Consider the following 25,286-nt stretch of genomic DNA (forward strand, 5'->3'; position numbering starts at 1 on the left):
ATGTTAAAAAAATCTTTAGTATTAATGAGTGTTTCTGCTGCATTTTATGCACAGGCACAGGATGTTTCTATATTGAGAAATACTGTAGATGTTTATTCCAGCACTCCTATGGTGGGTTCTTCAAAGTTTAATGCAATGGCGGGAGCTAACGGAGCATTAGGAGGTGATGCCAACTCACTGCTTACGAACCCTGCCGGTTTAGGAGTAGCTATTTCCGGAGAAGTTTCCGGAACATTATCTATTGCAGGAAATAAAAATAAAAGCAGCTGGGGAGGAACTTCCATTGATTACAGCAAAACCAATACGGATCTTGGAAATGTCGGAGGGGTTATTGCTTTTCCTCTGATGAGTGAATCAGGATGGAAGTTTATTAATATCGGTATTAATTTTTCCAATCAGTCCCTTGATAATTATGTAGAATCTCCCGGAAGCAGTAATGTGATTAAAGATTTTACTGATAAAAGCGCATCATTTGCAGGTCATGCTTACAACAGATACGGGAACCTTTCAAAAACAAGTTTTGGGGTAGGTGCCAATTATAACCATAATGTATATGTCGGAGCAGGATTCAATTTTTTCAATGCTTCTATAGATCAGTATGATACGGCAGCTTTCAAATCATTGAGTAATGGTTCCATAGAATATTTCGACAGACAGAACACACCGATGTTTGAAAGATCTTCAGGTTTTTCTGCTTCCTTGGGAGTTATCGGCAAACTGAGTCCTAATTTCAGAATTGGTGGTGCCATAGAAACCCCGACATTCTGGCGTATAGACAGAAGTTATAATTTCTATAATGACCCGGACTACGGTGATGGTAGCGGAGCAGAATCAAGAGATCTTACGACACCGCTTAAAGCGACAGTAAGTGCTGCGTTTGTTGCAAGTAAAAACTTTTCATTAAATGTAGACTATACTTTAGGACTAACAAGACCTAAATATAAAGTGGTTACAGCTGCTGAAACCGAGCTGAACAGTTTCTTTAAAGACAATTATAAAAACCTTTCAGAAGTACGAATAGGTGCAGAATACAGAGTGAAGCAGTTCAGATTGAGAGGTGGTTATTCTTACACATCCAATCCTTTTGATGCTTTAACAGTAAGCCAGGTAAATCCGGATGCTTCTACATCAGATCAGTCATATAGTGATATGATGCTTAATAACAGAAACCTTGCCTCTTTCGGTTTGGGGTATGATTTCAAATCATTCTACATAGATGCATCTTATCAGTATGTAACCTCTACATACAGCAATCCTTTCTTAAGAGGTATTGAAACAGGAAATCCTTCTACTGATACAGCATATTATTCTGATACAAGAATTATGTCATCAGACTATTTTGCAGTTTCAGAAGTGAAAAATAACAGGAATAACTTCTTTATTACATTCGGCTGGAAGTTCTAATTCCAGATTGTGTAATGAGTGATTAAATTGAAGGCTCCGGATTTAATTCGGGGCTTTTTTATTGTTGTTGATAAAGAGAATTAATGTGAATGCCCGGTAGCCGGATGATGGTGAAAAAGATGCATGATAAGTGCTAATGAAACCCCAACAATGACCAAACCTATCTTCATCCAGTCAATATTATGATTTTTGTTGCTTTCAAAAATAATCACAGAAGAAATATGAAGAAAAATTCCTCCTACGATTGCCAGGAAATAGGGTTGCAGATCAGGATTGAAATAGTTACCAAGCAGCATTCCCATTGGAGATGCAAGGGCAAACAAAGCAACGATCAGAATCGAAGGGTAGGGTGACGTTTTGGATTCATTTTTTCTGTTGAATAAAAAGGCTCCAAGAATAAACGAAATAGGAAGATTATGAAACAGAATTCCCAGAAGGTAAGGAGAAAGCTCATGTTCTTCATTAGCTAACGGAATCCCTTCTATAAAAGCATGTACAAATAATCCTATCATTAATGCCACAGGAAGGATGTTGTGCTCGCTGTGGTGGTGGAAATGCCCGTGTTCAAAACCTTTCGTCAGTGCTTCCAGGACCATCTGAAGCAATACACCTGCGATCACGAAAATTCCGAGACTGCTTCCAGCTTCCGAAGTATATACCTGCGGGAAAACTTCATTCAGACAGATGGTGATGAGAAATCCGGCACTGAGTACCAAAAGATTTTTAGCCAGCTTTTCTTTTTTTCCGAAATGCTTGCCCAGGAATACTCCTGTAATAACGCTTAATATCAGTAAAATAACCGTTATCATGCTTTTTTCTTAAATAAATTGATGCAGCGTGGCGAAACTTCACGGTCAAATTCATTCAGCTGATAATCGCCCCAGATTTTTACTCTTTCGAAGCCACAGTCTGTTGCATAGGAATTGATAGCCTCCAGTGTATGAAGCTTTACTTTTTCAAAGAAGTGAAAAGACTTTCCTTCCGCTTCAAAACGGATGTCTTTGACGATGTGTCTTCCCTCAATTTTTTTCAGGATCTTAAAATCAATATCACCGCGTGTTATGGTAGTCTCAGGAATTAAGTTTTTTCTTACGTATTCTTCATTCAGATAATCCAGAACAAAATATCCTCCCGGTTTTAGAACATTGTAAACCGACTGAAAAACTTTTTTGTCGTCACTTTCGTTATCAAAATATCCGAAGCTGGTAAATAAATTGAATACGGCGTCCATAGGATCTGCATCAATCGGGTTGCGCATGTCGTGGACATTAAAAAGAAGAGACTGGGTTTCAAACTGCTTATCAAATTCAATGCTTTGTCTGGAAAGGTCAAGACCCAGGACATCATAGCCCAGCTTATTCAGAAAAACAGAGTGTCTTCCTTTTCCACAAGCCAGATCAATAATCTTGGATGAAGGAGGCAACTGAAGGTCTTCAGTAAGCTTAGTAATGAAATTTTCGGCTTCCGTATAGTCCCTGTTGCTATAAAGAAGATGATAATAAGGTGTATCAAACCAAGATTCAAACCATTCCATAATGCAAAAATAACTAAATTTGTGCGGTTAAAAGCAAAGTATTTAAATAATGAGAGATTAAAAAATTCAATTAACAGCAAAATTGGATGCATAATCTTTTCATTGTTAAATCATTAAATCTTTTAATAAATATTTATGGACACAGAAAATCTAAAGATTCAGATAAAGACATTCTTCGGACTGGAGCAGATCCTTGCGGAAGAAATTAAGAAATTAGGCGGAAAAAACGTTGAAATTAAAAACCGCGCGGTCAATTGTGAAGGCGACCTCGGTTTTCTTTATAAAATCAATTACTCTGCAAGAACAGCATTGAAAATCTTAATTCCTGTTTTTGAATTTAAAGCATTTAACCAGCATCAGTTTTACAATAAGCTTTCTGCCATTGCATGGGAAGAATATATGAATGTAGACCAGTCTTTCGCGATTGATTCTACTGTAAATTCGGAAACATTCAAGCATTCACAGTTTGTGACTTTGAAAATGAAGGATGCTATTGTAGATTATTTTCAGGAAAAATTCAAAAGACGTCCGGATGTGGAAACGAAAAGTCCGGATATCAAATTTCATCTTCATATTGACAGGGAATTGGTAACTGTTTCTTTAGATTCTTCAGGAGATCCTTTGTTTAAAAGAGGTTACAGGAAAGAACAGGGGGAAGCGCCTATCAACGAAGTGCTGGCAAGCGGAATGCTGCAGCTGGCAGGCTGGGATGGTAAAGGAAACTTCCTGGATCCTATGTGCGGCTCAGGAACCCTTCTTGTTGAAGCAGCAATGATCGCAATGGATCTTCCTGCCCAGATCTTCAGAAGAAGATTTGCTTTCCAGAACTGGGATAATTATGATGCAGACCTTTTTGCAAAGATCAAAGAAGTAAGGGTAAACAGGGTAAGGGAATTCACCGGAAAGATTGTTGGATATGATATCGATAACAGAATGCTGAATGCAGCCAGAACGAATATCGAAGCAGCAGAAATGGAAGATGTTATTGAAGTAAAAAAACAGGATTTCTTTGAATCCAAAAAAGAGCTTTTCCCACTGCTGATGGTTTTCAATCCACCTTACGATGAGAGAATTTCTATTAATGATGAAGATTTCTATAAAAAAATCGGGGATACATTCAAGACAAGTTATCCGAATACCTTAGCCTGGCTGATCTCATCTGATCTGGAAGCCGTGAAGAAGATCGGACTTCGTCCTTCAAGAAAGATCAAACTTTTCAACGGAAAGCTGGAAACGAGATTTTTACAGTATGAAATGTATGAGGGGACGAAAAAGCTTCATAAAATTGAAACAAAAGATTAATCCCATTTAATAAAAACCTTCCTGTTATGGAAGGTTTTTTATTTTAATATAAATGAAATTAAGTATTTATTTAACATAATAAATGCACAGATATTTACTATTATTTTCAAAAAGTAAAAGATATGCATTGGTAATGGTAATAAATAGGAAGCTTGTAGTTTATCTTCTTCTTGTACTCCTTTTGCCTCTTTACATAGATAAAATACCCACCAGATTAAGCCACCAATAAAGTATTGAAATAGATCTAAAGCAATAGCAATAAAAAATAAAGCTAGTGGCCACATTAATTCTGATGGAATATTGACCAAAACATTCTTTTCAGATTTGTTGAATATCCAAATTATTGCTATTCCTGAAAGAGATAATGCCCTATTTATTTCACTTGCTTTGCCTGTATTAAAATAGTAATCTTCTTTGTAATCTTTTAATGTTTTCATTTTTAATGTTTTTTTCGTGGACCTCCATCGCCAGTACCTGTTTGTTTAATCAAACTGTTACTAGCCTTGAATTTTGGAACTTTTTTAGCAGCAATTTTGATTGGTTTTTTAGTTGCAGGATTAATACCTTGTCTAGCCGCTCTTTCAGCTACTGAGAAGGTGCCAAACCCTACAAGGGAGACTTTTCCGTCTTTTTTCTTTAAGGTGGAAGTTACATTTGAAATGAATGATTCTAAAGCAGCTTTAGCTGCAACTTTAGTGATTCCTGCGTCTTTTGCGATTGCATCAACTAATTCTGATTTATTCATAGTATTGTTTTTATCAAATTTAATTAAAATGTTTAAATTATCTGTATTTAATATAATTAATAAGCTTGTTTTTTGAAATAAAGAAATTGTTTGTTTAAAGTAAAATTGGAAACTCAATTCCTTCAGTACGAAATGTATGAGTGTATAAGAAATATATAGAAAAGTCTTCAGCTTTGTTACTTACATAGATCTTTAATTGATTAGATAAGGGCGGAAGGCACATGTCCATACTGCTTTTTGAAGGCCATATATATTTTGTTTAAAATGTCAAATTATTGTGTTGAGAGTTTCAAGGCCATTCTTTACATGTCTATTTAAGTTAATTTCTTTCAATAAGCTGTTAAACTGTTTGTAGATTCCTCAGCGAATAAGTAATTTTGAAAAATTTTCAATTTGAGACCTATTATTTCCATTGTTGTTGCTATTTTCAACCGTAAGGATGAACTTTTTGAACTGCTGAATTCTTTGACTTTTCAGACGGATAAAGAGTTTGAAGTGATTATTGTGGACGATGGTTCTTTTATTGATCTTAAGCCTACCATTCATAATTTTGAAGGAATATTGGATGTCAAATACTTCAGAAAAGACAATTCCGGTCCCGGACTTACCCGAAATTATGGAGCAAAAAGAGCGCAGAATGACTGGCTGCTTTTTGTCGACAGTGATGTGATCGTAGAAAAAGACTATATCGAAAATATTAAAAAAGATATAGAGACCATTCCATGTGATGCTTTTGGAGGAGCAGACAAGGCTCATAAGGGCTTTAATCTGATGCAGAAAGCCATTTCCTATTCTATGACCTCGGTTTTTACAACAGGAGGAATCAGAGGAAGCAAAAAAGCAGTTTCCAGATTTCAGCCAAGAAGCTTTAATATGGGCGTAAAGAAAGAGGTTTTTGAAAAAGTAGGCGGTTTTTCTGAAATGAGGATCGGCGAAGACCCGGATCTGTCCATGACGCTTTGGGAAAACGGCTTCACTACTGCATTTTTTGATGATATTGCAGTATATCATAAGCGAAGAGTGGATTTGGGTAAATTTTCGAAGCAGGTTTATCAGTTTGGGTGTGCAAGGCCTATTCTTAACCAGAGGCATCCCAATTATGTAAAGATCTCATTTGCTTTTCCTACACTGTTTATGCTGGGATATATTTTAGGCTTTATAGAATATTTTATTTTAGGAAGAGGCATTATTCTGGCGTTTTACGGGCTGTATACATTTCTTGTGCTGTTCCATGCTCTGATCGTAACTAAAAACATCAGTATTGCCGGAATGGCGGTGATCTCAACCTATATTCAGATGTTTTCCTACGGATACGGTTTCCTGAAATCCTGGGTACTCCTTAATATTTTCAGAATGAAGCCTGAAGATGCCTTTCCCAAGCATTTCCATATAAAATAGATCATGTTTTCTCATGCAAAGATGTATTTTCATAGTGTTAAGTCTAAGAAATGCAAAGATGAGAATCAATCTTTGATTGATTCGATTAAGTTGCCGGGTAAAGATGTTTCTGATTACTTAAATAAAAAAAATCGATTTCTTTATTATTGTTGTAAGTAAATTGGGATGTCTATTCTTGCAAGTGGCGGAATCGGGGCATTTAACGTTGCGATGAAGTATGGTTTTTATGACATTGTTTATTTCTGGGAAGAGTATCGAATTCGGAGTTGAAATGGATTGATGTATTCTTTTATCTCTCTTTCTTTACAGATTGCTATCATGCTGGTTATGGGATTGATCCCGATTCCAAAATGCTGGCAAAAGAAACAAATAGTATTGTTTAATAAGAAATTAAAGAATAATAGTGTTTTCTGCATGATTTATTATATTATATTGTTATTTTAGAAACCAAATAATTTTATTATACTGTTCAAACATAATATTTGGGGTGAAAAAGTCTATCATTTTTTTTCTAATAATTATACCGTTTTTTCGTTTTCATTCGCAGCAAAATAAGAGTATCGAAATAGACCTGCTGCTTAAGAAATTTGAAGAAGCTACCAAAACAAGCGATCTGAAATCTTTAGAATACGCTCAGAAAGCCTGCCTGATTGTTAAAAGTATAGGAGATGGTGAAATAAATATAAAATTTTGCAGTAAAATGCCCAAGCTTTTAGAAATGATATCAGAAACATTGGAATATAAAGTATTTGAAGAAAGCAAAAACCAGAATGCTGTGCACCCTGTATTGAATGAACAGCAAACCCTGAAACCTAATGAAGAAAATAAAAATCAGATAATATTATTCTCAACGATTGGACTATTATTGATCTTGTCTGTTTTATTATATACAAAATATAGGGATAACCTAAAAAAGAGGAGTTTAATTATTGAGGAGAATAAAGACCTGCTTTACAATAAGAATAAGGTTATCACAGAAAAAGACAGTCCTAATAACCAGTCGGAACAAAAATTAATCCTGACATTAGAGGAGTTGATTGAAGAAGCTAAAAACAACAGTCATTCATTTTATTTGAAATTTCAGGATTTTTACCCTGATTTTCAGATAAAGCTGTTAAAAATTCATCCTTATTTAAATTCAAATGATTTAAAAACCCTTGCCTATGTATATTTGGATTTTTCTACTAAAGAAATTGCACAATATACCTTCAGGTCTTCCAGGACCATACAGTCCAGAAAATATACCCTCAGAAAAAAACTGGGGCTTAATTCTAATGCTGACTTAGGGGTGTGGTTAAGAAAAATGACCTCATAAATATAAGCCTAAAATATTGACTTACTGTAAACCCTGCACTTCTACATTGTTTCTAATTATTATTTTAGAAAGATACTGCGTTTTCACTGCATAAATATTTTAAGTTGCAGAAAATCAGTGTATTATATTTTAATGCTTTTTAAGTATCTGTGTTTTCCTTTTTTACAGAATTAAGTAACATTTTTGTGTATAAGTAATGAAATGCTAAGTTTCCTGGATTTTGGAATTGTAAAAATTCGCAAGTGTAGGGATTTGAGTCTACAGATTAAAAGAAGATTTTCTAACTAAGAATGAAAAACAATGATGAAAAACTATAATTTGAGAAATGTATTTTCAGTAATATTTCTCTTTGCTTCAACTTTATTATGGTCTCAGTCTTTTGGGTGTACTTCTGCAATGTATCTCGCCCAAGGCCCTCCTACAGTATTGTATAGTATAAATACTGCCAGTAATCCGTTTACATATCCACCCATTGGTGGTAATCCTGGTTTTTCTTATAATTCAATAGGGCTAAATCCTTTGGATGGTTTCATCTATGGGATTCGAGGTAATCAACTTATACGCATAGATGCAAGCGGAACGTATACTACTCTGGGAGTTGTTTCAGGATTGCCTGTTACAGCATCAGGATATACTTCAGGTGAGATTGATGATTCAGGTAATTATTATGTGAAAGAAGGTGTTCTTGGTAATCAGTTATATAAAATAAATCTTACTACGCTTACGGCTACGCTCATTACTCTCAATGCAAACATTAATGTTGGGGATATGTGCTATAATGTTGTAACAGGCCTTTTGTACGGTGTGAATGGTGGCAACGGACGATTAGTTAGTATTAACCCTTCTACCGGGACGGTTGTGCAAATAGGAATTGCTCCAGGAGCTGTACAATTTGGAGGAATGTTTGGTTCCAATACCGGAGAAGTGTATGGCGTTAACAATAATGTAGGTGGGTTTTATCAGTTTAATCTGTTGACGGGGGAAAGAACCCTTATCTCCGGTGCTCCTGCAAGCTCAGGAAACGATGGAGCACATTGTGTTACGGCTCCTATCACTTTCGGAGCAGAGCTCTCTGTAACAAAAACCGATGGCAAGACACAATACATCCAAGGAACCACCAATACTTATACTATTGTGGCACAAAACAATGGTCCATTTGGGGTAGTCAATGCTTCTGTAGTGGATAATGTGCCGGCAGGTATTCCTGCTGCCAATGTAAGCTATACTGCTGTTGCATCTGCAGGGAGCAGTACAGGTGTGGTGGGTACACAAACAGGAGCTATTAATGATTTGGTAGCATTACCTGTAGGTGGTACCGTAACCTATACTGTAACTATTGCAATTCCCACCAACTTTTCAGGCGATTTGGTAAATACTGTAAGCATTGCTTCTCCGGTAAACTCTGCAGATCCGGATTTAACTAATAATACCCAGACCGATACTGATACTTTTGGATGCTACAGTGCTCCCAATACAGGCACAGCAGGTTTTGATACCAAATATGGCATAACACTGCTGAAAAGAGCAGGAGCAGATAGCGGCAACTGGCCTATGATCAGGAAATCCGCCCATGCAGTGCTGGAATCCAATACTAAGGGATTTGTAATTACCAGGATGGTATCGCCGGAAACTTCCATAACCAGTCCTGTTGAAGGAATGATGGTATATGATACGGATAATTTATGTTTGAAAATATACGATGGAACAGCATGGAGCTGCTTTACGACACCTGCATGCCCATAATCAGTAAACAATATATATATCCGGAGGAAGTGTACGGCTATTTTCTCCGGAATTTAAAATCAATTAAAATGAAAAAATTAATTACAATTATATTCATAATTTACTTTTCACGGGGATATTCACAGGTCATCATCGGTGATGCTACGGGAACTGCAACAAATAAGACATCTGTTCTATTAGAATTTGCCAATACAGGAAACAAAGGAATTATTTTACCCTATGTAAAAAACCTCCCAAGTGCCCCAACTCCCGGAACTATTGTTCTGGATGCAAGTACCCCTACATCTGCACGCGTAAAATACTACAATGGCAGCTGGATAGATCTAAGCGGACAAGATGCAGATATAAGTACGGCGCTGGTCAATCAGCCAGCCGTTCCGGAAACTGCTGCTGCAAAGACAATAATTGGCTCATCTGGATCCACAGCAGACGGAGTACTGGTATTAGAGTCTTCCGATAAAGCTTTATTGTTGCCTATAGTAGCAGATGTAAACAACATTCCGAGTCCGTCTCCTGGAATGATGGTATACGTGAATAAAGCAGGGGCAAAACGTTTGGCAGTTTTCAATGGGGCTATGTGGTCTTTTTGGAAGCCATAATGCTATCAATTTCTTTCATTTCCAAAACACAAATGGAATGATAGACAACCGGCAAAAGCATATTAGCAAGTAGAAAGACATGGTAATCCTGAGAGTTCGGAATAAGAAAATTAAGGATAATAGGCTGGAAGCTGGAAGAAAGAGGCTTGGAAGTTACTATCAGACCACAATTCTGGCATTATCGTAAAATTTGATGAAACAGTCTTTAAAGGAATAATAAATTATAGGGATGTAACTGGTTTTTCAACCTCAACTCACTTCCCTCTCCCTGCTTCATTACTTATTAAAAACAGAAATGGCTTAACCGGAATTTTAGGTCAAATAATTAAAAAAATAAAAGCTGTCAGAAGTTCCGGCAGCTTTTATCACAATAAATTAGGATATGAATATGGTTTCATGGTTGAGGACGCCTGTTTTTAGCATGCATTCCCGCATTTTTTCATAAGTTCTGGCGATATCATGATCCAATCCGATAGAAAACCTGATCAGCCCATCCGATATGCCCATTGCTTCACGCTCTTCTTCAGGAATTTCAGATGAAGTCGAACTTCCCGAGCATGAAAATAAAGTCTTGTAGAATCCTAAGCTCACTGCCAGGTAGCCTAAGTTTTCCTGCTGCATCATTTCCATCAGTTCATTGGCTTTGTCAGTGGTGCCCGCATCTATTGTCAGCAGACCCCCAAATCCGTATTCCTCGTGCATCATGCTTTTCATCAACTCATGATCCTTATGGGATTTCAGTCCCGGGTAAGATACTTTCAGTCCGTCTTTTTCAAATCTTTCTGCAAGGTACATGGCATTATGGCTGTGCTGCTTCATTCTGATGTGAAGCGTTCTAAGGTTTTTCAGGATACTTGCAGAACGGAAGCTGTCCATGGTTGGTCCCAATAACATACATGCTCCGTTATTTACATTCTTTGTATCATTAATGAATTCCTGTGTTCCGCAGTATACACCGCCTACCGTATCGCTGCTTCCGTTAATGAACTTGGTTAAACTATGAATTACGATATCGGCACCTAATAATGTAGGTGAAACAGAAAGAGGGGAGAAGGTGTTGTCTACGATAAGCTTTAGGTTGTGTTTTTTACAGATTTCTGAAAGTTTTCTAAGATCTGCCACCTCAAGTAAAGGATTGCTTACACTTTCACAGTAGATAACTTTCGTATGGGGAGTTATAGCGTTCTCTATAGACTCAAAGTTGCTGATGTCAACAAAAGTGGTATCAATATGGAAAGGAGGAAGGAAATTTTTAAGAAAAGCATAAGTTCCGCCGTAGATCGTTCGGCTGGAAATAATATGGTCACCGCTTTTACATACCTGCATTAATACAGACGTGATCGCTCCCATTCCGGATGCCGTAACATTCGCAGCTTCTGTGTTCTCCATTTTGGCCAGTGCCTGGGCAAGGTACAGATTCATCGGGGATGAGTGTCTGGAATATAAATAGCATCCCTCAGCATTGCCTTCAAAGGTATCAAACATGGTTTTTGCCGAAAGGAATGTATAGGTAGAGCTGTCAGAAATGGATGGATTTACTCCTCCGAATTCGCCAAAATACTGCAGATCCTGGATCTCATTGGCTGCATTAAAATTTTCCATAAGCATTAGATTTATTTGTCGGCTTAAATATGCTTTGTTTTCAGAATTATTACAAGATATTTTTAAATATGTAGAATATAAATCTATATTTTATGCTTTGAATAGAAAATATGTTTATTATATTTGAATTTGTTAAACTTTCTCCAAAAAAATATCTATGAATTTTGATGAAACGGATAAAAAACTGCTCCTTTTACTCCAGGAAGACTGCAAACAGACCACCAAAGAGCTGTCTTATAAGCTGAACCTGTCGGTAACGGCTGTTTATGAACGCATAAAAAAGCTTGAAAATCTGGGTGTGATCTCAAAATATGTGGCATTGCTGGACCGGCATAAAGTAAGCCGGGATTTTATTGTGTTATGCCATATAAAATTAACCCAGCACAAAAAAGAATTTGTGCTGCAGTTTGAAAGGGAAGTTATGAATCTACAGGAAGTCACAGAATGTTTTCATGTAAGCGGCGATTACGATTATATCCTTAAAATAGGTGTAAAAGACATGGAGGATTACCGTAATTTTATGCTCAGCAAACTCACGACACTTCAGCACATAGCAAGTACCCACAGCTCTTTTATGATCTCTGAAGTGAAAAATACAACAGCTATTGTTCTGTAAATTATACGAGGACTCCGTTCTTTGAAGCGATAGGTTCAGGAAGATCTTCATGTTCCCCGCTCATTTGTAGAAGGTCAATTTCTATAGCCCTGCAGATAGAAAGCATTGGAATATCAAACATTAGTCCGCCGAAAGGATTTTCAGAATAATCGCCTACCAGTTCCATAATAATATAGATCCATCCGATAATAATACAGAAAGGAATGGAAGTCCAGATTCCCCAGTCGCCCAATTTGGCAAATTCATTCACCAAACCTAGTGGAAGCAGAAGAATAAAAAGGATATTAAATACAAATGCAGTGCTTGCAAACTGTCTTGGAGAGGGAAATTTTTTAATCCTTTCTGCCTGTCCCTGATAATTGTAAAACTCGTTGAGGGTGTTTTGCAGCTGTACCTGGTTGAATTCAGAAATAATTTTTTCATTTTTTAATTCATTAATCTCTTTAGCTTGCTTTGAGATCAGATATGTTGCAAAATTTTTGTAATCAGACTGCAGCTCAAATTCTTCTTCGGAAAGATATTTATGCAAAAAGATAGGTGTTCTTCCGTAATCGGGAAAACCTGCTTTGATCATTCGGTGGCGCTTAAGATCAACATTTTTAGAGGTATCTTCTTCATTGCTGATGTGTTCCCATTCTGCGGGAACCAGAAGCTGCTCACGGAAAGTATACAGCCATGCAATATGGCGGTAAATAATTCTTTTTCTCCGGTCTTCCAGATCAAAAGTTCCGACTTCCTCATTCTGAGTATCAAAAGCATAGACCATGGCGCCGAAAGAGCGGCTTGAATTGACTATTCCGCCCCATATTTTTCGTGCTTCCCACAATCTGTCGTAAGCCTGGTTATTTTTAAAACCCACTAAAAAAGCTTCCGCAGTACCAATGAGTGCTACCGGAACCCAGGGAATAATCATCCAGTGCCAGTTGAAAAAGTAAAAGAGAGCGGTAATTAATGTGCACCAAACCGAAATCCAGATCAGATGTATCCCTGAAAGGTTTAGAACTTGTTTATAATTGACATATTTTGTGGTGATCATATTGCTGTATGGAATTTGGTGTGCATATAAACAAAAGAAATACCAAAATGAGCTATTCTAATGCTTATTAAATGTAATAAAAAAAACCTCTAAAAAATTAGAGGCTTCATATATTTAATATTGCTGATTAATATTGCAGCATTTCTTCAATCTTTTTACTCAGTTTTTCAGCATTTGGAAGCATTTCTTTTTCAAGGACCAAATTGATCGGAACAGCAGGCACATCAAGAGATCCCATTGTTTCTACAGGAGCATCCAGATACTTGAAGCAGTTTTTCGAGATACGGTGTGCAAATGCTTCGGCAAATGAATTGTTCAATTGTTCTTCGGTGAGAACGATACATTTTCCGTGTGCTTTTACTCTTTCAAAAACAAGCTCTTCATCCAGAGGGATTATCGTTCTCAGATCGATCACCTCAACTCTTCCGTTAAAGTTCTTCACTGCTTCTTTTGCCCAGTAAACCCCCATTCCATAGGTTACGACCAATAAGGTTCTGCCTTTTTCAGTTTCATTGCGGTCTGCTTCAATGATCACTTTACCTTTTCCGAAGGGAAGGATATAGTCTTCTGCAGGCTCAATGGTTTTGGCATCTTCAGTTCCAGGGACTTTACTCCAGTATAAACCTTTATGCTCCAGCATGATCACAGGGTTTGGATCGTAATAAGCTGCTTTTAACAAACCTTTGAAATCGGCTGCGTTACTAGGATAAGCGATTTTAATTCCTTTAATATTGGCTAAAATACTCTCAACGCTTCCGCTGTGGTAAGGGCCGCCGCCGCCGTAGGCACCGATTGGTACACGGATAATATTGCTTACAGGAAATTTTCCCTGACTTAAATAACTTGATTTTGAAATTTCAGTGATCAGCTGATTGATGCCGGGATAAATATAATCGGCAAACTGAACTTCTACGATAGGTTTTAATCCTACCGCACTCATTCCCACAGTTGATCCGATGATATATGCCTCCTGAATAGCCGTATTGAATACTCTTTTGCTTCCGAATTTTTTTCCTAAAGTCACCGTCTCTCTGAAAACACCTCCGATTCTTTCTCCTACATCCTGTCCGTAAAGAAGAGCTTCAGGATGTTTCCACATTAGTTCCTGAACAGCATGAATAGCGGCGTCTACCATGACGATTTTTTCACCGCCTACAGGTTCGCGGGTTCCTGTTTCCTCAGTAATAGGAGTAGGAGCAAAAACGTGCTGCATTACTGTTTCCGGTTTCGGGTCTTCTGCGTTTTTAGCTCTTTCAAAAGCTTCCTCAGCTTCCAGACGGGCTTTTTTAGTGATCTGCTTTAAAAGATCTTCATCAATTCCTGATTCAAGAAGCTGTTTTCTAAGAATCTCACCCGGATCTTTAGCTCTGTGTTTGGTTAAATCTTCTTCATCTCTGTAGAACTCTCTTCTTACTCCGGAAGTATGGTGACCTATAAGAACTGTTTTAGCACAAACTACTAAAGGTTTTCTTTCGGTTCTTACAAAATCTACAGCCTTCTTCATGGCTTCGAAGCTTTCCACAAAATCTGTTCCATCTACACGCATTCTGCTAAGGCCTGTGAAACCGGCTACAAAATCGTAGGCATCACATGTTCTTGCTTCTTCTTTAGTTACGGAGATTCCCCATTCATTATCCTGTACAAGGAATATGATAGGAAGCTGGTGAAGAGCAGCAAACTGCAAAGCTTCACTTACCTCACCTTCTGTCACCGAATTATCTCCCAGACTGCATACTACAACCGGGTTGTTTTCGAAATTCTGTAAATTAAAATCCTGAATATATTTTATCCCCTGTGCAACACCTGTGGTGGGAATGGTCTGCATTCCCGTAGCTGAGCTCTGGTGAATAATTTTAGGCTTGTTCTCATCTCTGCTCGATGGATGTGAGTAATACGATCTTCCCCCTGAAAAAGGATCTTCGGCTTTTGCGAGAAGTTGCAACATCAGTTGGTAGGGTTCAAAACCGATTCCTAGAAGAATACTTTCATCACGGTAATAAGGAGATACCCAGTCTTCTTTTTTTAACTGATAAGCTGTTGCCAGCTGGATGGCTTCATGGCCTCTTGACGTACTATGAACATATTTACAGATATTCCTGTTTTCTTCGTAGATATCTGCCATAGCTTTGGCCAGCATCATATGATTGTACGCTTTAAGCAAAATATCCTGAGAAACTTTTTCGTGAAGTGTATTTTCCATAGGAAGCAAATATACACAAAAAACAAAATACTAACAAGTGTTAGTATTTTGTGTAAATTCTATGTATTTTAAGGATTATTCCTTGATTACTTTTTTAGAGATAACATCTTTGTCTGTTCTTACTTCAATGATATAAATACCTTTGGTGTAAGTAGATAGATCTACAGATTCTTTCTCAGTATTGATGACTCCATTCTGTAATTTTTTTCCAGAAAGATCATAAATTACGAAAGTAGACTTTTTAGGGGCTTTCAATATATTAACAATGTCCTTTGTAATGGTTGGAGCTATTGCGAGACCGCTTAATGCGTTGGCTTCACCTGTTCCTAAAACAGCTTGCGTCTGGCCTGTAGCTATAATAGAGTAGTTTTGTGGAGCATTGGCGCCAGCATTGTTTTTTAAGGTTCCTTTGTTAGTAATCTCAATTCGGTAAGTTCTACCGGCAACAGGGGTATCTATAACCACTTGTTCTACATTATCTACTGTATTATCCGCCTTAGTTGCAGGGGTCATCGGAGAAGTAGCATTCAGTTTCCAAGGATAATAAATCGTATTGTTTGTTGTATCTATAATTCTTAAATCTAAATCATTTACTAATCTTGATGCTCTGTTGTTATATGCATCAGCCCACGTTAGGTTGGCAGGAATAACGTATTCAGGATCAATCCATGAAATTGTAACTTTCAACGGCTCAGTACCAGATGCTACAACATTCTTTGTGTTTGGAGTACCGCTGGTTAATGTTTCGTTATTAAATATAACAGTATTGTTAGCTTTTCCCACTAATAATTCAGCACCTTTTTTAGCATTGATGTATCCCCATCCAAACCATGGATCCGGACCTACATTCCCCGCTTCAGAAGCTGAATGAATCATTAAGGTTTTTGCACTTGCTGCATTTAATACCTGATTTGAGAAAAGTTCTTTATTTACTTGTGTCCATAGCCCGATAACTCCGGTCACTACCGGTGCAGAATAAGAAGTTCCACTTCCGTAGCTATATGTTGTACTGCCAACAGTATCTTCTGCTGTCGCTGCAGAGAATACATCAGTACCTGTAGTTGAAATATCCGGTTTAATTCCTCCGTCATCTCTAGGTCCTGCACTGCTGTAATCAGAATGAACAACATCAGAAGCAGTAGTATATTTAAAGTTATTGGTAGAAATTACATCCGTGGCTCCAACAACGATAATGTTTTTGGCTAAAGATCCAGGTCCGATACAATCAGCTCCATTGCTGCAGTTTGTTGTAGGAAGTGTATCTGTTGCTGCAAACTGAACTGGGAGACCATTATCATCGGTGTAATATTTAGGAAAAGCAGATGTTCCTGGATAATCAGGTCCGTAACCAAAATAATTACCGGAAGATTTCACAATGATATATGAAGGGTTGTTATATACAATCTGATCATAGTTCTGATCATTACTGAAATATGTTCCCTGTAAATCAAAAGCGGCAGAAGGAGCATCAAAAGCACCGTTCCATACCCATGCATTGGCACCATTAACTGTTTTTACATCCCATCCAACATTACTTCCGTAAGAGTGGTTAGATAGGTTAGGCTGAGCTACAAGTATTTTTTGAAATACAGTACTAGTGGTAGTATTACCAGGTAATGTAGTCGTTGCAAATCTGTAAGAATCCATTGTAGAATTTATAGCAACTCCTTTTGTATTTCCACTAAGACCACCACCACTTACGTTTATACTTTTACCACCGATAAAACTGGCTACACCTGTTGCGTGTGCACTGTAAATTTGTGTTGTAGCTTCTTTATTAGTAATTCTTCCTGCCATATTATCGAAAGCCAGGTGAGCAGCATACACTCTACCACCGTCGAAAATTGTATACTTAATACCTTCACCATTATAGGCGTTAGTTAATCCTGCTACGCCACCTGCTGTATTAAGATTATCAGCATTGGCATTCGCAACCTGTCTGCTATCTTCCTTTTGATAAAAGAAAGGCTTACCATTTGGAGTAAAACCCGCTAAGTTACTTCTCTGCTCTTCAATTTCTCTTAAAGTCTCCGAAGATCTGTCTGCTCCGTAATGCTTTGAAACATACGAGTCAAACTTTGCAGAATTCTCTTTGTTTTGTTTTTCAAACTCTCTTTTTAATCCTTCATTGTTTTGCGCACTTATTAATGTAATTGCTAAAGTGCTGACCAAAAGTAAATGTTTCTTCATAATGGTTCAGTAAAATATTAAAATTTATAGATTAGCAAATATATACTAAAATCTTTAATCGTCTTGTTTTTAGCCTGTAAAATTTTATTATTTTGGTTAATTTTAATAGATTTATATTGATTTTTGATGAATTTTTGTTTCTTTTTATATGTTTCATATTTTATGAATTTTAAAATTGAAATTCAAAAAAAGAAATTTTCCGATACCTTTTGAACCGAAATCATGATGTTCATTATTAGAAAAATTGAAGTAACTTTACATTCTCTTTTTTAAAAAAGTTAGAAATTTATATGTATTTAATTTTTGACACAGAAACAACCGGATTACCTAAAAATTTCAATGCACCGCTTTCAGATTCCGATAACTGGCCAAGAATGGTTCAGATCGCTTGGCAGGTTCATGATGATGAGGGTAATTTAATTGAAAATCAGGATTATATAATAAAACCTGAAGGGTATGATATTCCCTTCAATGCTGCAAGGATTCACGGAATTACCACAAAGATTGCGAATGAAGAAGGACGGGATCTGCAGGAAATCCTGGAAGAATTTTCTAAAGTTCTTGACAGGGTAAGAATAGTTTCCGGGCACAATGTAGAATTCGATTACAATATTGTAGGAGCGGAATTTTACAGGAAAAATTTAAAAGATAATCTTCAGGATAAACCTAAAGCCGATACAATGGTTTTGGGAACAGACTATTGTAAACTTGGAGGTGGAAGAGGAGGAAGATATAAGTCTCCGAAACTGGAAGAGCTGTATGAAAAGCTTTACGGGCATAAATTTGACGAAGCGCACAACGCTGCTGCCGACGTTAATGCGACTGCCAGGGTATTCTTTGAAATGATGAGGATAGGAGTAATTCCTGCTGAAGTACTGAAGATTTCCGAAGATCAGCTGAGTTACTTTAAAACTCTTTATCCGGATCCGATAAAGCCGTTTAATATTGTTATCAGAAGACAGGTTGCTGAATTTAATAATAAGAAAAAGCAGTCTGATTTTGGAAGTATAGATGAAATTGATCTCGGAAAATATTTCAATTTTAACAGTCACAGTGTTTTCTCTACGCTGATGGCCACTTCAAGCATTAATGATCTGATCAAAAAAGCTTCCGATGAAAACTTTCCCGCTGTGGGCATGGTAGATATCGGAAATATGATGGGTGCTTTTAAATTTGTTTCAGCAGTAGAATCTGCCAATTCGGACCGTTCAAAAAAGTACAAAGAGTTTCTCGCCAAAAAACAGGAAGCTGAAGAAAATGGAACAGAATTTACCGAGCAGGAACCTGTTTCAACGCCTCTTATTCCTGTCGTAGGTTGTGAATTTTATATTTCAGACCGATATGAGCAGAAGCAGTTTACAAAAGATGACCCGGACAGAAGAACCCAGGTAGTACTTTTGGCAAAGGATTTTAACGGCTATAAAAATCTGGCAAAACTTTCTAGTATAGGTTTTTTAAAAGGATTTTATTTTGGAGTTCCAAGGATCAGCAGAGAGCTGATCGCGGAGTATAAGGAGGGATTAATAGCCCTTACATCCGGTATTTTAGGGGATATTCCTGATGCAATTCTTAATACCGGGGAACAAAAAGGGGAAGAACTTTTTAAATGGTGGAAAGACACTTTCGGAGATGATTTTTATGTACAGCTTCAAAATCATAAATTGCCTGAAGAAGAGCACTTAAATGAAGTTTTATTGTATCTGGCAGATAAATATAATACTAAAATCCTGGCTCAGAATGAAACTTTTTATACTCATAAAGAGGATGCAAATATCCAGGATATTGTAAGCTGTATCAAAGATGGTGAAAAATTAACCACACCTGTAGGAAAAGGCTTCGGAAAACGTAAAGGGCTTACTACAGGAGAGTATTATATGAAAAGCAGTGATGAGATAAAGGAGGCGTTTCTGGCTTATCCGGATGCTTTTGAGGCTTATGACGAATTTCTCGCAAAATTCAGTCCCTATACTTTAAAAAGGGATGTTCTCCTTCCTAAGTTTGATATTCCGGAAGAGTTTATTCATGCAGAAGATGCTGTGGATGGAGGGAAAAGAGGGGAGATGGCATATCTTACCCACTTAACATATGAAGGAGCGAGAAAAAGGTATGTTATGACCGGAATTACAGACGAGATTAAAGAACGTTTGGATTTCGAACTTGACGTAATTGCGAATACCGGTTATCCGGGATACTTCCTTATTGTGCAGGATTTCTGTAACGAAGCCCGGAATATGGGTGTTTGGGTTGGCCCCGGAAGAGGTTCGGCAGCTGGTTCTGCAGTAGCTTATTGTATTGGAATTACCAACGTTGACCCCATCAAGTACGATCTCCTTTTTGAGAGATTCCTGAATCCGGAAAGGGTTTCGATGCCCGATATTGATATTGACTTTGACGATGAAGGGCGTGACAGAGTTATTAAGTGGGTGATTGAAAAATATGGACAGAGCCAGGTAGCCCAGATTATTACCTATTCGGTGTTGGGTGGAAAATCTGCCATTAAGGATGCCGGAAGAGTATTGGATCTGCCGATTCCCGATACGAATAATATCGCCAAACTGATTCCTGCCAGTCCAGGAATGAATATTGCCAAAGCTTTGGCTAAATATGATAAGCTGAAGCCTGAAGAGCAGATGCTGGTAGATGAGATGAGAATGGTTCTGGACAACCCGGATGATCCCCGTTTTGATGTACTGGCAAGTGCCAGGAAAATGGAAGGCTGCATCAGAAATACCGGGATTCACGCCTGTGGAGTAATCATTACTCCCGAGGATGTAAGTAATCTTGTTCCGATAACAATTGCCGCAAAAGACGCCGATATTTTGGTTTCCCAGTTTGATAACTCGGTGGCGGAAAGTGCTGGACTTCTTAAAATGGACTTCCTGGGGCTTCGAACGCTGACGATCATTAAAGATGCCATGAAGCTGGTTAAGCAAAGGCATAATGTAGATCTTGATCCGGATGAAATTCCGTTGGATGATACCAAAACTTATCAGTTATTTAAAGAAGGAAGGACGATCGGGATTTTCCAGTATGAAAGTCCGGGGATGCAAAAATACATGAGAGAGCTTAAGCCTACCGTTTTTGCCGACCTTATTGCCATGAATGCACTTTACCGTCCTGGTCCAATCAAATATATCCCGAACTTTATCAACAGAAAGCACGGAATTGAAGAAATTGTTTACGACTTACCGGAAACCGAAGAATATTTAAAAGAAACCTACGGAATTACTGTTTACCAGGAGCAGGTAATGCTTTTGTCCCAAAAGCTGGCCAACTTTACCAAAGGTGAAGCTGATACGCTGAGGAAAGCGATGGGTAAAAAGCAGATCGACGTTCTGAATAAAATGTATCCGAAATTCATTGAAGGAGGAAAGAAAAACAACCTTGATGAAGACCGTTTAAATAAAATCTGGAATGACTGGAAGGCTTTTGCCGAATATGCCTTCAACAAATCCCACTCCACCTGTTATGCTTTGATTGCCTACCATACCGCTTATCTGAAAGCCAATTATCCGGCTGAATATATGGCGAGTGTGATGAGTAATAACATTAACAATACGGACTCTATCACCATGTTTATGGAAGACTGTAAAAGTATTGGAGTTGATGTTTTAGGTCCGGATGTGAACGAATCCCAGTATAAATTCTCCGTAAACGAAAAAGGGCAGATCCGTTTTGGTTTAGGAGCAATTAAAGGAATAGGAGAAGGGCCAAGTGAGGCTATCACGCGAGAAAGGGCCAATGGCAGATTCAGAAATATCTATGATTTCTTTGAAAGAATCCCACCTTCCCAAATGAATAAAAGAGTAGCTGAAAGTTTAGTGCTTGCCGGAGCTTTTGATGAGCTCGGTTCCTATCACAGAGGGCAGTATTTTGATATTGATATGGCTGGAAAAACGAACCTGGAAAGATTGATCAGATACGGACAGAGCTTCCAGGAAAGCAAAAATGAAATGGAGCACTCTCTTTTTGCTGATTTTGCTGATGAAGTGCAGATTGAGCAGCCTAAACTGCTGCCATGTCCGGAATGGCCCAATATGCATAAGCTTAACAAAGAAAAGGAAATTATCGGTTTCTACCTTTCTGCTCACCCGCTGGATGAATTTAAATATCAGTTTCAGTTTATGCAGGGCAGGCTTTCCAAAAAGACTGTGCTTGAAAAAGACGAGGAAAAAGTGGTTCCGGATGAAGTTCCGATTTTAGAAAAAGATTCCCAAGATGAAACGGTGGATCTTATTGAGATTGTCTCGGATGATCTTTCGATAGGAGAAGAGGAAGTTATAGAAGAAGTAGTGAAAAAAGCTGAACCGAAGGGTAATTTTCTGTTTTTAAACCTTGATGAGGTAGATGCATACAAGGAGCAGGCTTTCTCCAATAAACAGGAAGAGCTTTTTGAAGAGAAAAAGAAAGATTGGAAAACGCTTCAGAAAGAAAGAGAGAACGGCGGTGGCGGAAAGGAATATACGGTAGCCGGACTGATCACTGAATATAGAGTACAGGATGGATTCAGAAGTGGTGAAAAAGTAGCTTTTGTTACTTTGGAGGATTATTCGGGATCCTATTCTTTCAGGCTAGGCGACAGGGATTATATGCGTCTGAAGGAGAAATTAGAAGTTCAGAGGTTCGTTATTTTTAAAATAAAATTTGCACAGGTAAAGGATGGACGGGTTTTTGTGAATGTGATTGATGTTATCGAACTTCAGGAAGCTTTTGAAAGATTTGCAAAAAGCATTTCCCTGGTTATGGATGTCATGGATGTCCGCCCTGAAGATCTTGATTTTTTCAAAAAGGTTCTTGACCGGAATAAGGGAAATCAGAAACTTAAATTCTTTATAAAAAATATTGAAGATGATTCACAGATTGAAGTTCAATCTATGAAACATTCCGTTGATCTGAATGGAGATCTCATTAAGGAAATTCAGCTCCTTAATAAATATGAGTTTTATTTGAATTAAGAAAAGGGAAATATGAAATAGAAAAGCGGCATTTTTGTCGCTTTTTTTTTATTGATTTTAAATCGTCAATTGGTGAAAAAATAAATATTTTTTTATGTTAAATCAAAATTTATCCACTATTTGGGATTTTTATTTATAATTTAATTCATTGTAAATCAATTATTTAAATTATATTCAATTATTGATGATTTAATGTTAAAATTAATCATGGGTTTTATTTTAGACAATAAAATTATTTATTTATGATTTTTTATTTATTGTTTTAAGATAATTTTTGATTTTATATTAAATATTGATTACTTTTACCGTCTAATTTTACTTTTACTACATATGAAAAAACTATTATTTTTGATTTTAGGTTTGCCAGCTTTAAGCTTTGGGCAATGGACTGAAAACTTTGACACAGGCACGACAATGCCAGCCGGTTGGGCCGTGATTAACGGAGGGGATACAAATGGCTGGGGCTTTGGAGTACCTGGAGCTGGAACTGCTCAATCAGGGAGTAATGTTGCTACTATTACATATGGATCAACAGCTCATGATGACTATTTAATCACAAAAGCTATTACAGTAACCAATGCAGTAAGTAATAGACTGTCTTTTTATGTAAGGTCCAGAAGCTCAAGTTTTCTTGAAAACTATAATGTTCTGCTTTCTACGACAAATCAGACACAGGCAGCTTTTACAACAACACTTAAATCTACAGCAAAGGCTCCGAATACTTGGACGAAGTTGACATTTGATTTATCTGCTTATAATGGTCAGACCGTTTATGTAGCTGTTCATGCTATAGATACGAATCAGTTTGAGCTATATTCAGATACATTCGTTGTAGATGCAATGCCAACAACACCTCCGGCTTGTACTACACTTACTACTCCTGCAAACGCTGCAACAGGTGTTTCTATAACACCAACACTTACTTGGAGTGCTTCTGCAGATGCTTCGAGTTATCTGATTAACTTAGGAACAACACCTGGAGGAACAGATATAATGAATGGAACAGATGTAAATAACGTAACTACATATACAGTTCCTTCTGCATCAGCTCTTATGTATAATAAAACATATTATGTTACAGTTATTCCTAAAAACAGTAATGGAAATGCAACAGGATGTACTGAGACATCATTTACAACTATTAATGTACCATGTCCTAGCGTAAGTGCTCCTTCAAACAATGCAACTGGTCTTTCATTGAAACCTACAATTTCTTGGTCTTCGGTTACAGGAGCAACAGGATATAGGCTTTCTGTTGGAACTACAACTGGTGGAACTGATATATCGAATAATATAGATTTAGGAAATGTTCTAAGCTATACATTTGCTTCTAATTTAAATGTAAGCACTATGTATTATTATACTGTAAATGCTTATCAAGGTGCAAATATTTCGGCTTCTTGTACTGAAAGAAAATTCACAACCGGATCAGTTACTCCTCCAGCTAATGATGATTGTGCCAATGCAGTAGGATTAACTGTAAACCCTGATCTTAGCTGTGGTACTACAACTCCAGGAAACACATTAGGAGCAACAAATTCTAATGTTTCTGTAGGAACTTGTAGCGGAAATCCTGATGATGATGTTTGGTATTCTTTTGTAGCTACAGGAACTTCTCATGTTGTGACTCTTTCTAATGTTGTTTCTACGGGAACAACTTCAACTACAGATATGTATTTTCAGGTATTAAGCGGAGTATGTGGTGCTCAGACAAGTATAACATGTTCAGATCCTGATACAGCTACTTTAACTGGTTTAACACCGGGGCAGAAATATTATGTAAGAGTATATACATTTTCTGGTGCCGGAAATAATGCTAGTTTCAATATTTGTATTGGAACGCCACCTCCACCTCCGGCTAATGACGAATGTGCAGGTGCAGTTGCTTTAACATTAGGCTCTACATTTGCTCAAAATCCTACTACAGGAACTAATCTTAGTGCTACTGCAACTACAGATGCTACAGCTGTGCATGCTTGTCAGCCAACGGGTTATAAGGATGTCTGGTATTCTGTTGTAGTCCCTGCAAGTGGAAATGTAACCATAGAAACTGCTGCTGTTACTGGTAGTAATGTTACCGATACTGTTATGGGAGTTTATACAGGTTCTTGTGGTACATTAACGTCAGTTGGATGTAGTGATGATATTTCAGCTGGGACAAATAATTTCTCTAAAGTTTCATTAACAGGACAAACTCCTGGAACTACACTGCTTGTAGGTGTATGGAATTATTCATCAACTACAACAGGGCAATTTAAAATCGCGGCTTATGATGCATCAGTATTAGCAACTTCAGAAGTTTCAGGTGCTAAAAATGAGATCAAAGCTTATCCAAATCCTTTCGCAGATGTCCTGAATATTTCCGATATCTCTAAAGTGAAATCCGTATCAGTTGTTGATCTTGCAGGAAGAGTTGTAAAAACTATCGAAAATCCTTCATCAGCTCTTCAGTTAGGAAATCTGAAACAAGGAATGTATTTAGTAACATTAAACATGAAAGACGGATCAAAACAAACGATCAAAGCAATTAAGAAATAGAATCTTATTAATCATACTTATAGAATAGCAGCTGAAAGGCTGCTATTTTTATGTTATATTATCTGTTCAGTGTTGATGATAGGTAGAATTGGCAGATGCATTTTCAGTT

17 protein-coding genes are annotated in these 25,286 nt (G+C 37.3%); 9 read left to right on the top strand and 8 right to left on the bottom strand.

What is annotated here, in order from left to right; all coding sequences use genetic code 11:
- Positions 1-1,404, top strand: coding sequence for an OmpP1/FadL family transporter (locus tag AC4IFE_RS10725; protein WP_490756959.1), 1,404 nt, complete (start codon positions 1-3; stop codon positions 1,402-1,404).
- An 80-nt stretch (positions 1,405-1,484) separates the two neighbouring features.
- Here the strand turns inward: AC4IFE_RS10725 and AC4IFE_RS10730 are convergent, their stop codons facing one another.
- Both AC4IFE_RS10730 and AC4IFE_RS10735 read right to left on the bottom strand, forming a co-directional pair.
- Positions 1,485-2,210 carry a ZIP family metal transporter gene (locus tag AC4IFE_RS10730; protein WP_490757055.1) on the bottom strand — a complete coding sequence of 242 codons (726 nt, stop codon included), beginning with the start codon at positions 2,208-2,210 and terminating at the stop codon, positions 1,485-1,487.
- A complete protein-coding gene (locus AC4IFE_RS10735) occupies positions 2,210-2,938 on the bottom strand; it encodes a class I SAM-dependent DNA methyltransferase (RefSeq protein ID WP_490756960.1) in 729 nt (242 codons plus the stop codon). Before AC4IFE_RS10735 ends, AC4IFE_RS10730 begins: the two co-directional genes overlap by 1 nt.
- A gap of 135 nt (positions 2,939-3,073) precedes the next feature.
- On the opposite strand from AC4IFE_RS10735, the gene AC4IFE_RS10740 reads away from it, so the two are divergent.
- Positions 3,074-4,240, top strand: a complete 1,167-nt coding sequence (locus AC4IFE_RS10740) for a THUMP domain-containing class I SAM-dependent RNA methyltransferase (protein WP_490756962.1) — start codon at positions 3,074-3,076, stop codon at positions 4,238-4,240.
- 38 nt (positions 4,241-4,278) lie between these two features.
- Here the strand turns inward: AC4IFE_RS10740 and AC4IFE_RS10745 are convergent, their stop codons facing one another.
- A complete protein-coding gene (locus tag AC4IFE_RS10745) occupies positions 4,279-4,677 on the bottom strand; it encodes a hypothetical protein (RefSeq protein ID WP_490756964.1) in 399 nt (132 codons plus the stop codon).
- A 2-nt stretch (positions 4,678-4,679) separates the two neighbouring features.
- On the bottom strand, positions 4,680-5,009 hold the full coding sequence (locus AC4IFE_RS10750; RefSeq protein ID WP_490757056.1) for an HU family DNA-binding protein: 330 nt from the start codon (positions 5,007-5,009) through the stop codon (positions 4,680-4,682).
- Positions 5,010-5,378: 369 nt separating this feature from the next.
- Between AC4IFE_RS10750 and AC4IFE_RS10755 the strand changes: the two genes are divergently transcribed.
- The 4 genes from AC4IFE_RS10755 (at position 5,379) to AC4IFE_RS10770 (ending at position 10,040) form a co-directional block, all read left to right on the top strand.
- Positions 5,379-6,383, top strand: a complete 1,005-nt coding sequence (locus AC4IFE_RS10755; RefSeq protein WP_490756966.1) for a glycosyltransferase family 2 protein — start codon at positions 5,379-5,381, stop codon at positions 6,381-6,383.
- Between the two features lie 700 nt (positions 6,384-7,083).
- Positions 7,084-7,698 (top strand): helix-turn-helix transcriptional regulator, encoded by a 615-nt coding sequence (locus AC4IFE_RS10760; protein WP_490756968.1) that lies wholly within the window; start codon positions 7,084-7,086, stop codon positions 7,696-7,698.
- A gap of 300 nt (positions 7,699-7,998) precedes the next feature.
- The gene (locus tag AC4IFE_RS10765) at positions 7,999-9,441 is read left to right on the top strand and encodes a DUF11 domain-containing protein (protein WP_490756970.1); all 1,443 of its coding nucleotides are present in this window, start codon (positions 7,999-8,001) and stop codon (positions 9,439-9,441) included.
- A gap of 68 nt (positions 9,442-9,509) precedes the next feature.
- Positions 9,510-10,040, top strand: coding sequence for a phage tail-like protein (locus AC4IFE_RS10770; RefSeq protein ID WP_490756972.1), 531 nt, complete (start codon positions 9,510-9,512; stop codon positions 10,038-10,040).
- 375 nt (positions 10,041-10,415) lie between these two features.
- On the opposite strand, the gene AC4IFE_RS10775 is transcribed toward AC4IFE_RS10770, so the two are convergent.
- On the bottom strand, positions 10,416-11,642 hold the full coding sequence (locus AC4IFE_RS10775; RefSeq protein WP_490756974.1) for an aminotransferase class I/II-fold pyridoxal phosphate-dependent enzyme: 1,227 nt from the start codon (positions 11,640-11,642) through the stop codon (positions 10,416-10,418).
- Positions 11,643-11,799: 157 nt separating this feature from the next.
- Between AC4IFE_RS10775 and AC4IFE_RS10780 the strand changes: the two genes are divergently transcribed.
- Positions 11,800-12,258, top strand: a complete 459-nt coding sequence (locus tag AC4IFE_RS10780) for an Lrp/AsnC family transcriptional regulator (protein WP_490756976.1) — start codon at positions 11,800-11,802, stop codon at positions 12,256-12,258.
- A 1-nt stretch (position 12,259) separates the two neighbouring features.
- Here AC4IFE_RS10780 and AC4IFE_RS10785 read toward each other — a convergent pair whose 3' ends face one another.
- From AC4IFE_RS10785 to AC4IFE_RS10795, 3 genes are all read right to left on the bottom strand, one after another.
- Positions 12,260-13,294: a bestrophin family protein gene (locus tag AC4IFE_RS10785; RefSeq protein ID WP_490756978.1), complete on the bottom strand. Its 1,035-nt coding sequence runs from the start codon at positions 13,292-13,294 to the stop codon at positions 12,260-12,262.
- Between the two features lie 127 nt (positions 13,295-13,421).
- Positions 13,422-15,494 (bottom strand): alpha-ketoacid dehydrogenase subunit alpha/beta, encoded by a 2,073-nt coding sequence (locus AC4IFE_RS10790; protein ID WP_490756980.1) that lies wholly within the window; start codon positions 15,492-15,494, stop codon positions 13,422-13,424.
- 75 nt (positions 15,495-15,569) lie between these two features.
- On the bottom strand, positions 15,570-17,684 hold the full coding sequence (locus AC4IFE_RS10795) for a S8 family peptidase (RefSeq protein ID WP_490756981.1): 2,115 nt from the start codon (positions 17,682-17,684) through the stop codon (positions 15,570-15,572).
- 290 nt (positions 17,685-17,974) lie between these two features.
- Between AC4IFE_RS10795 and dnaE the strand changes: the two genes are divergently transcribed.
- Both dnaE and AC4IFE_RS10805 read left to right on the top strand, forming a co-directional pair.
- Positions 17,975-22,639, top strand: coding sequence for a DNA polymerase III subunit alpha (dnaE, locus tag AC4IFE_RS10800; protein WP_490756982.1), 4,665 nt, complete (start codon positions 17,975-17,977; stop codon positions 22,637-22,639).
- Positions 22,640-22,969: 330 nt separating this feature from the next.
- Entirely contained in the window at positions 22,970-25,177 is a 2,208-nt protein-coding gene (locus AC4IFE_RS10805; protein WP_490756983.1) for a choice-of-anchor J domain-containing protein, read from the top strand.
- Positions 25,178-25,286 lie beyond the last annotated feature (109 nt).

The sequence above is a fragment of the Chryseobacterium sp. UF-81 genome (assembly GCF_058245105.1).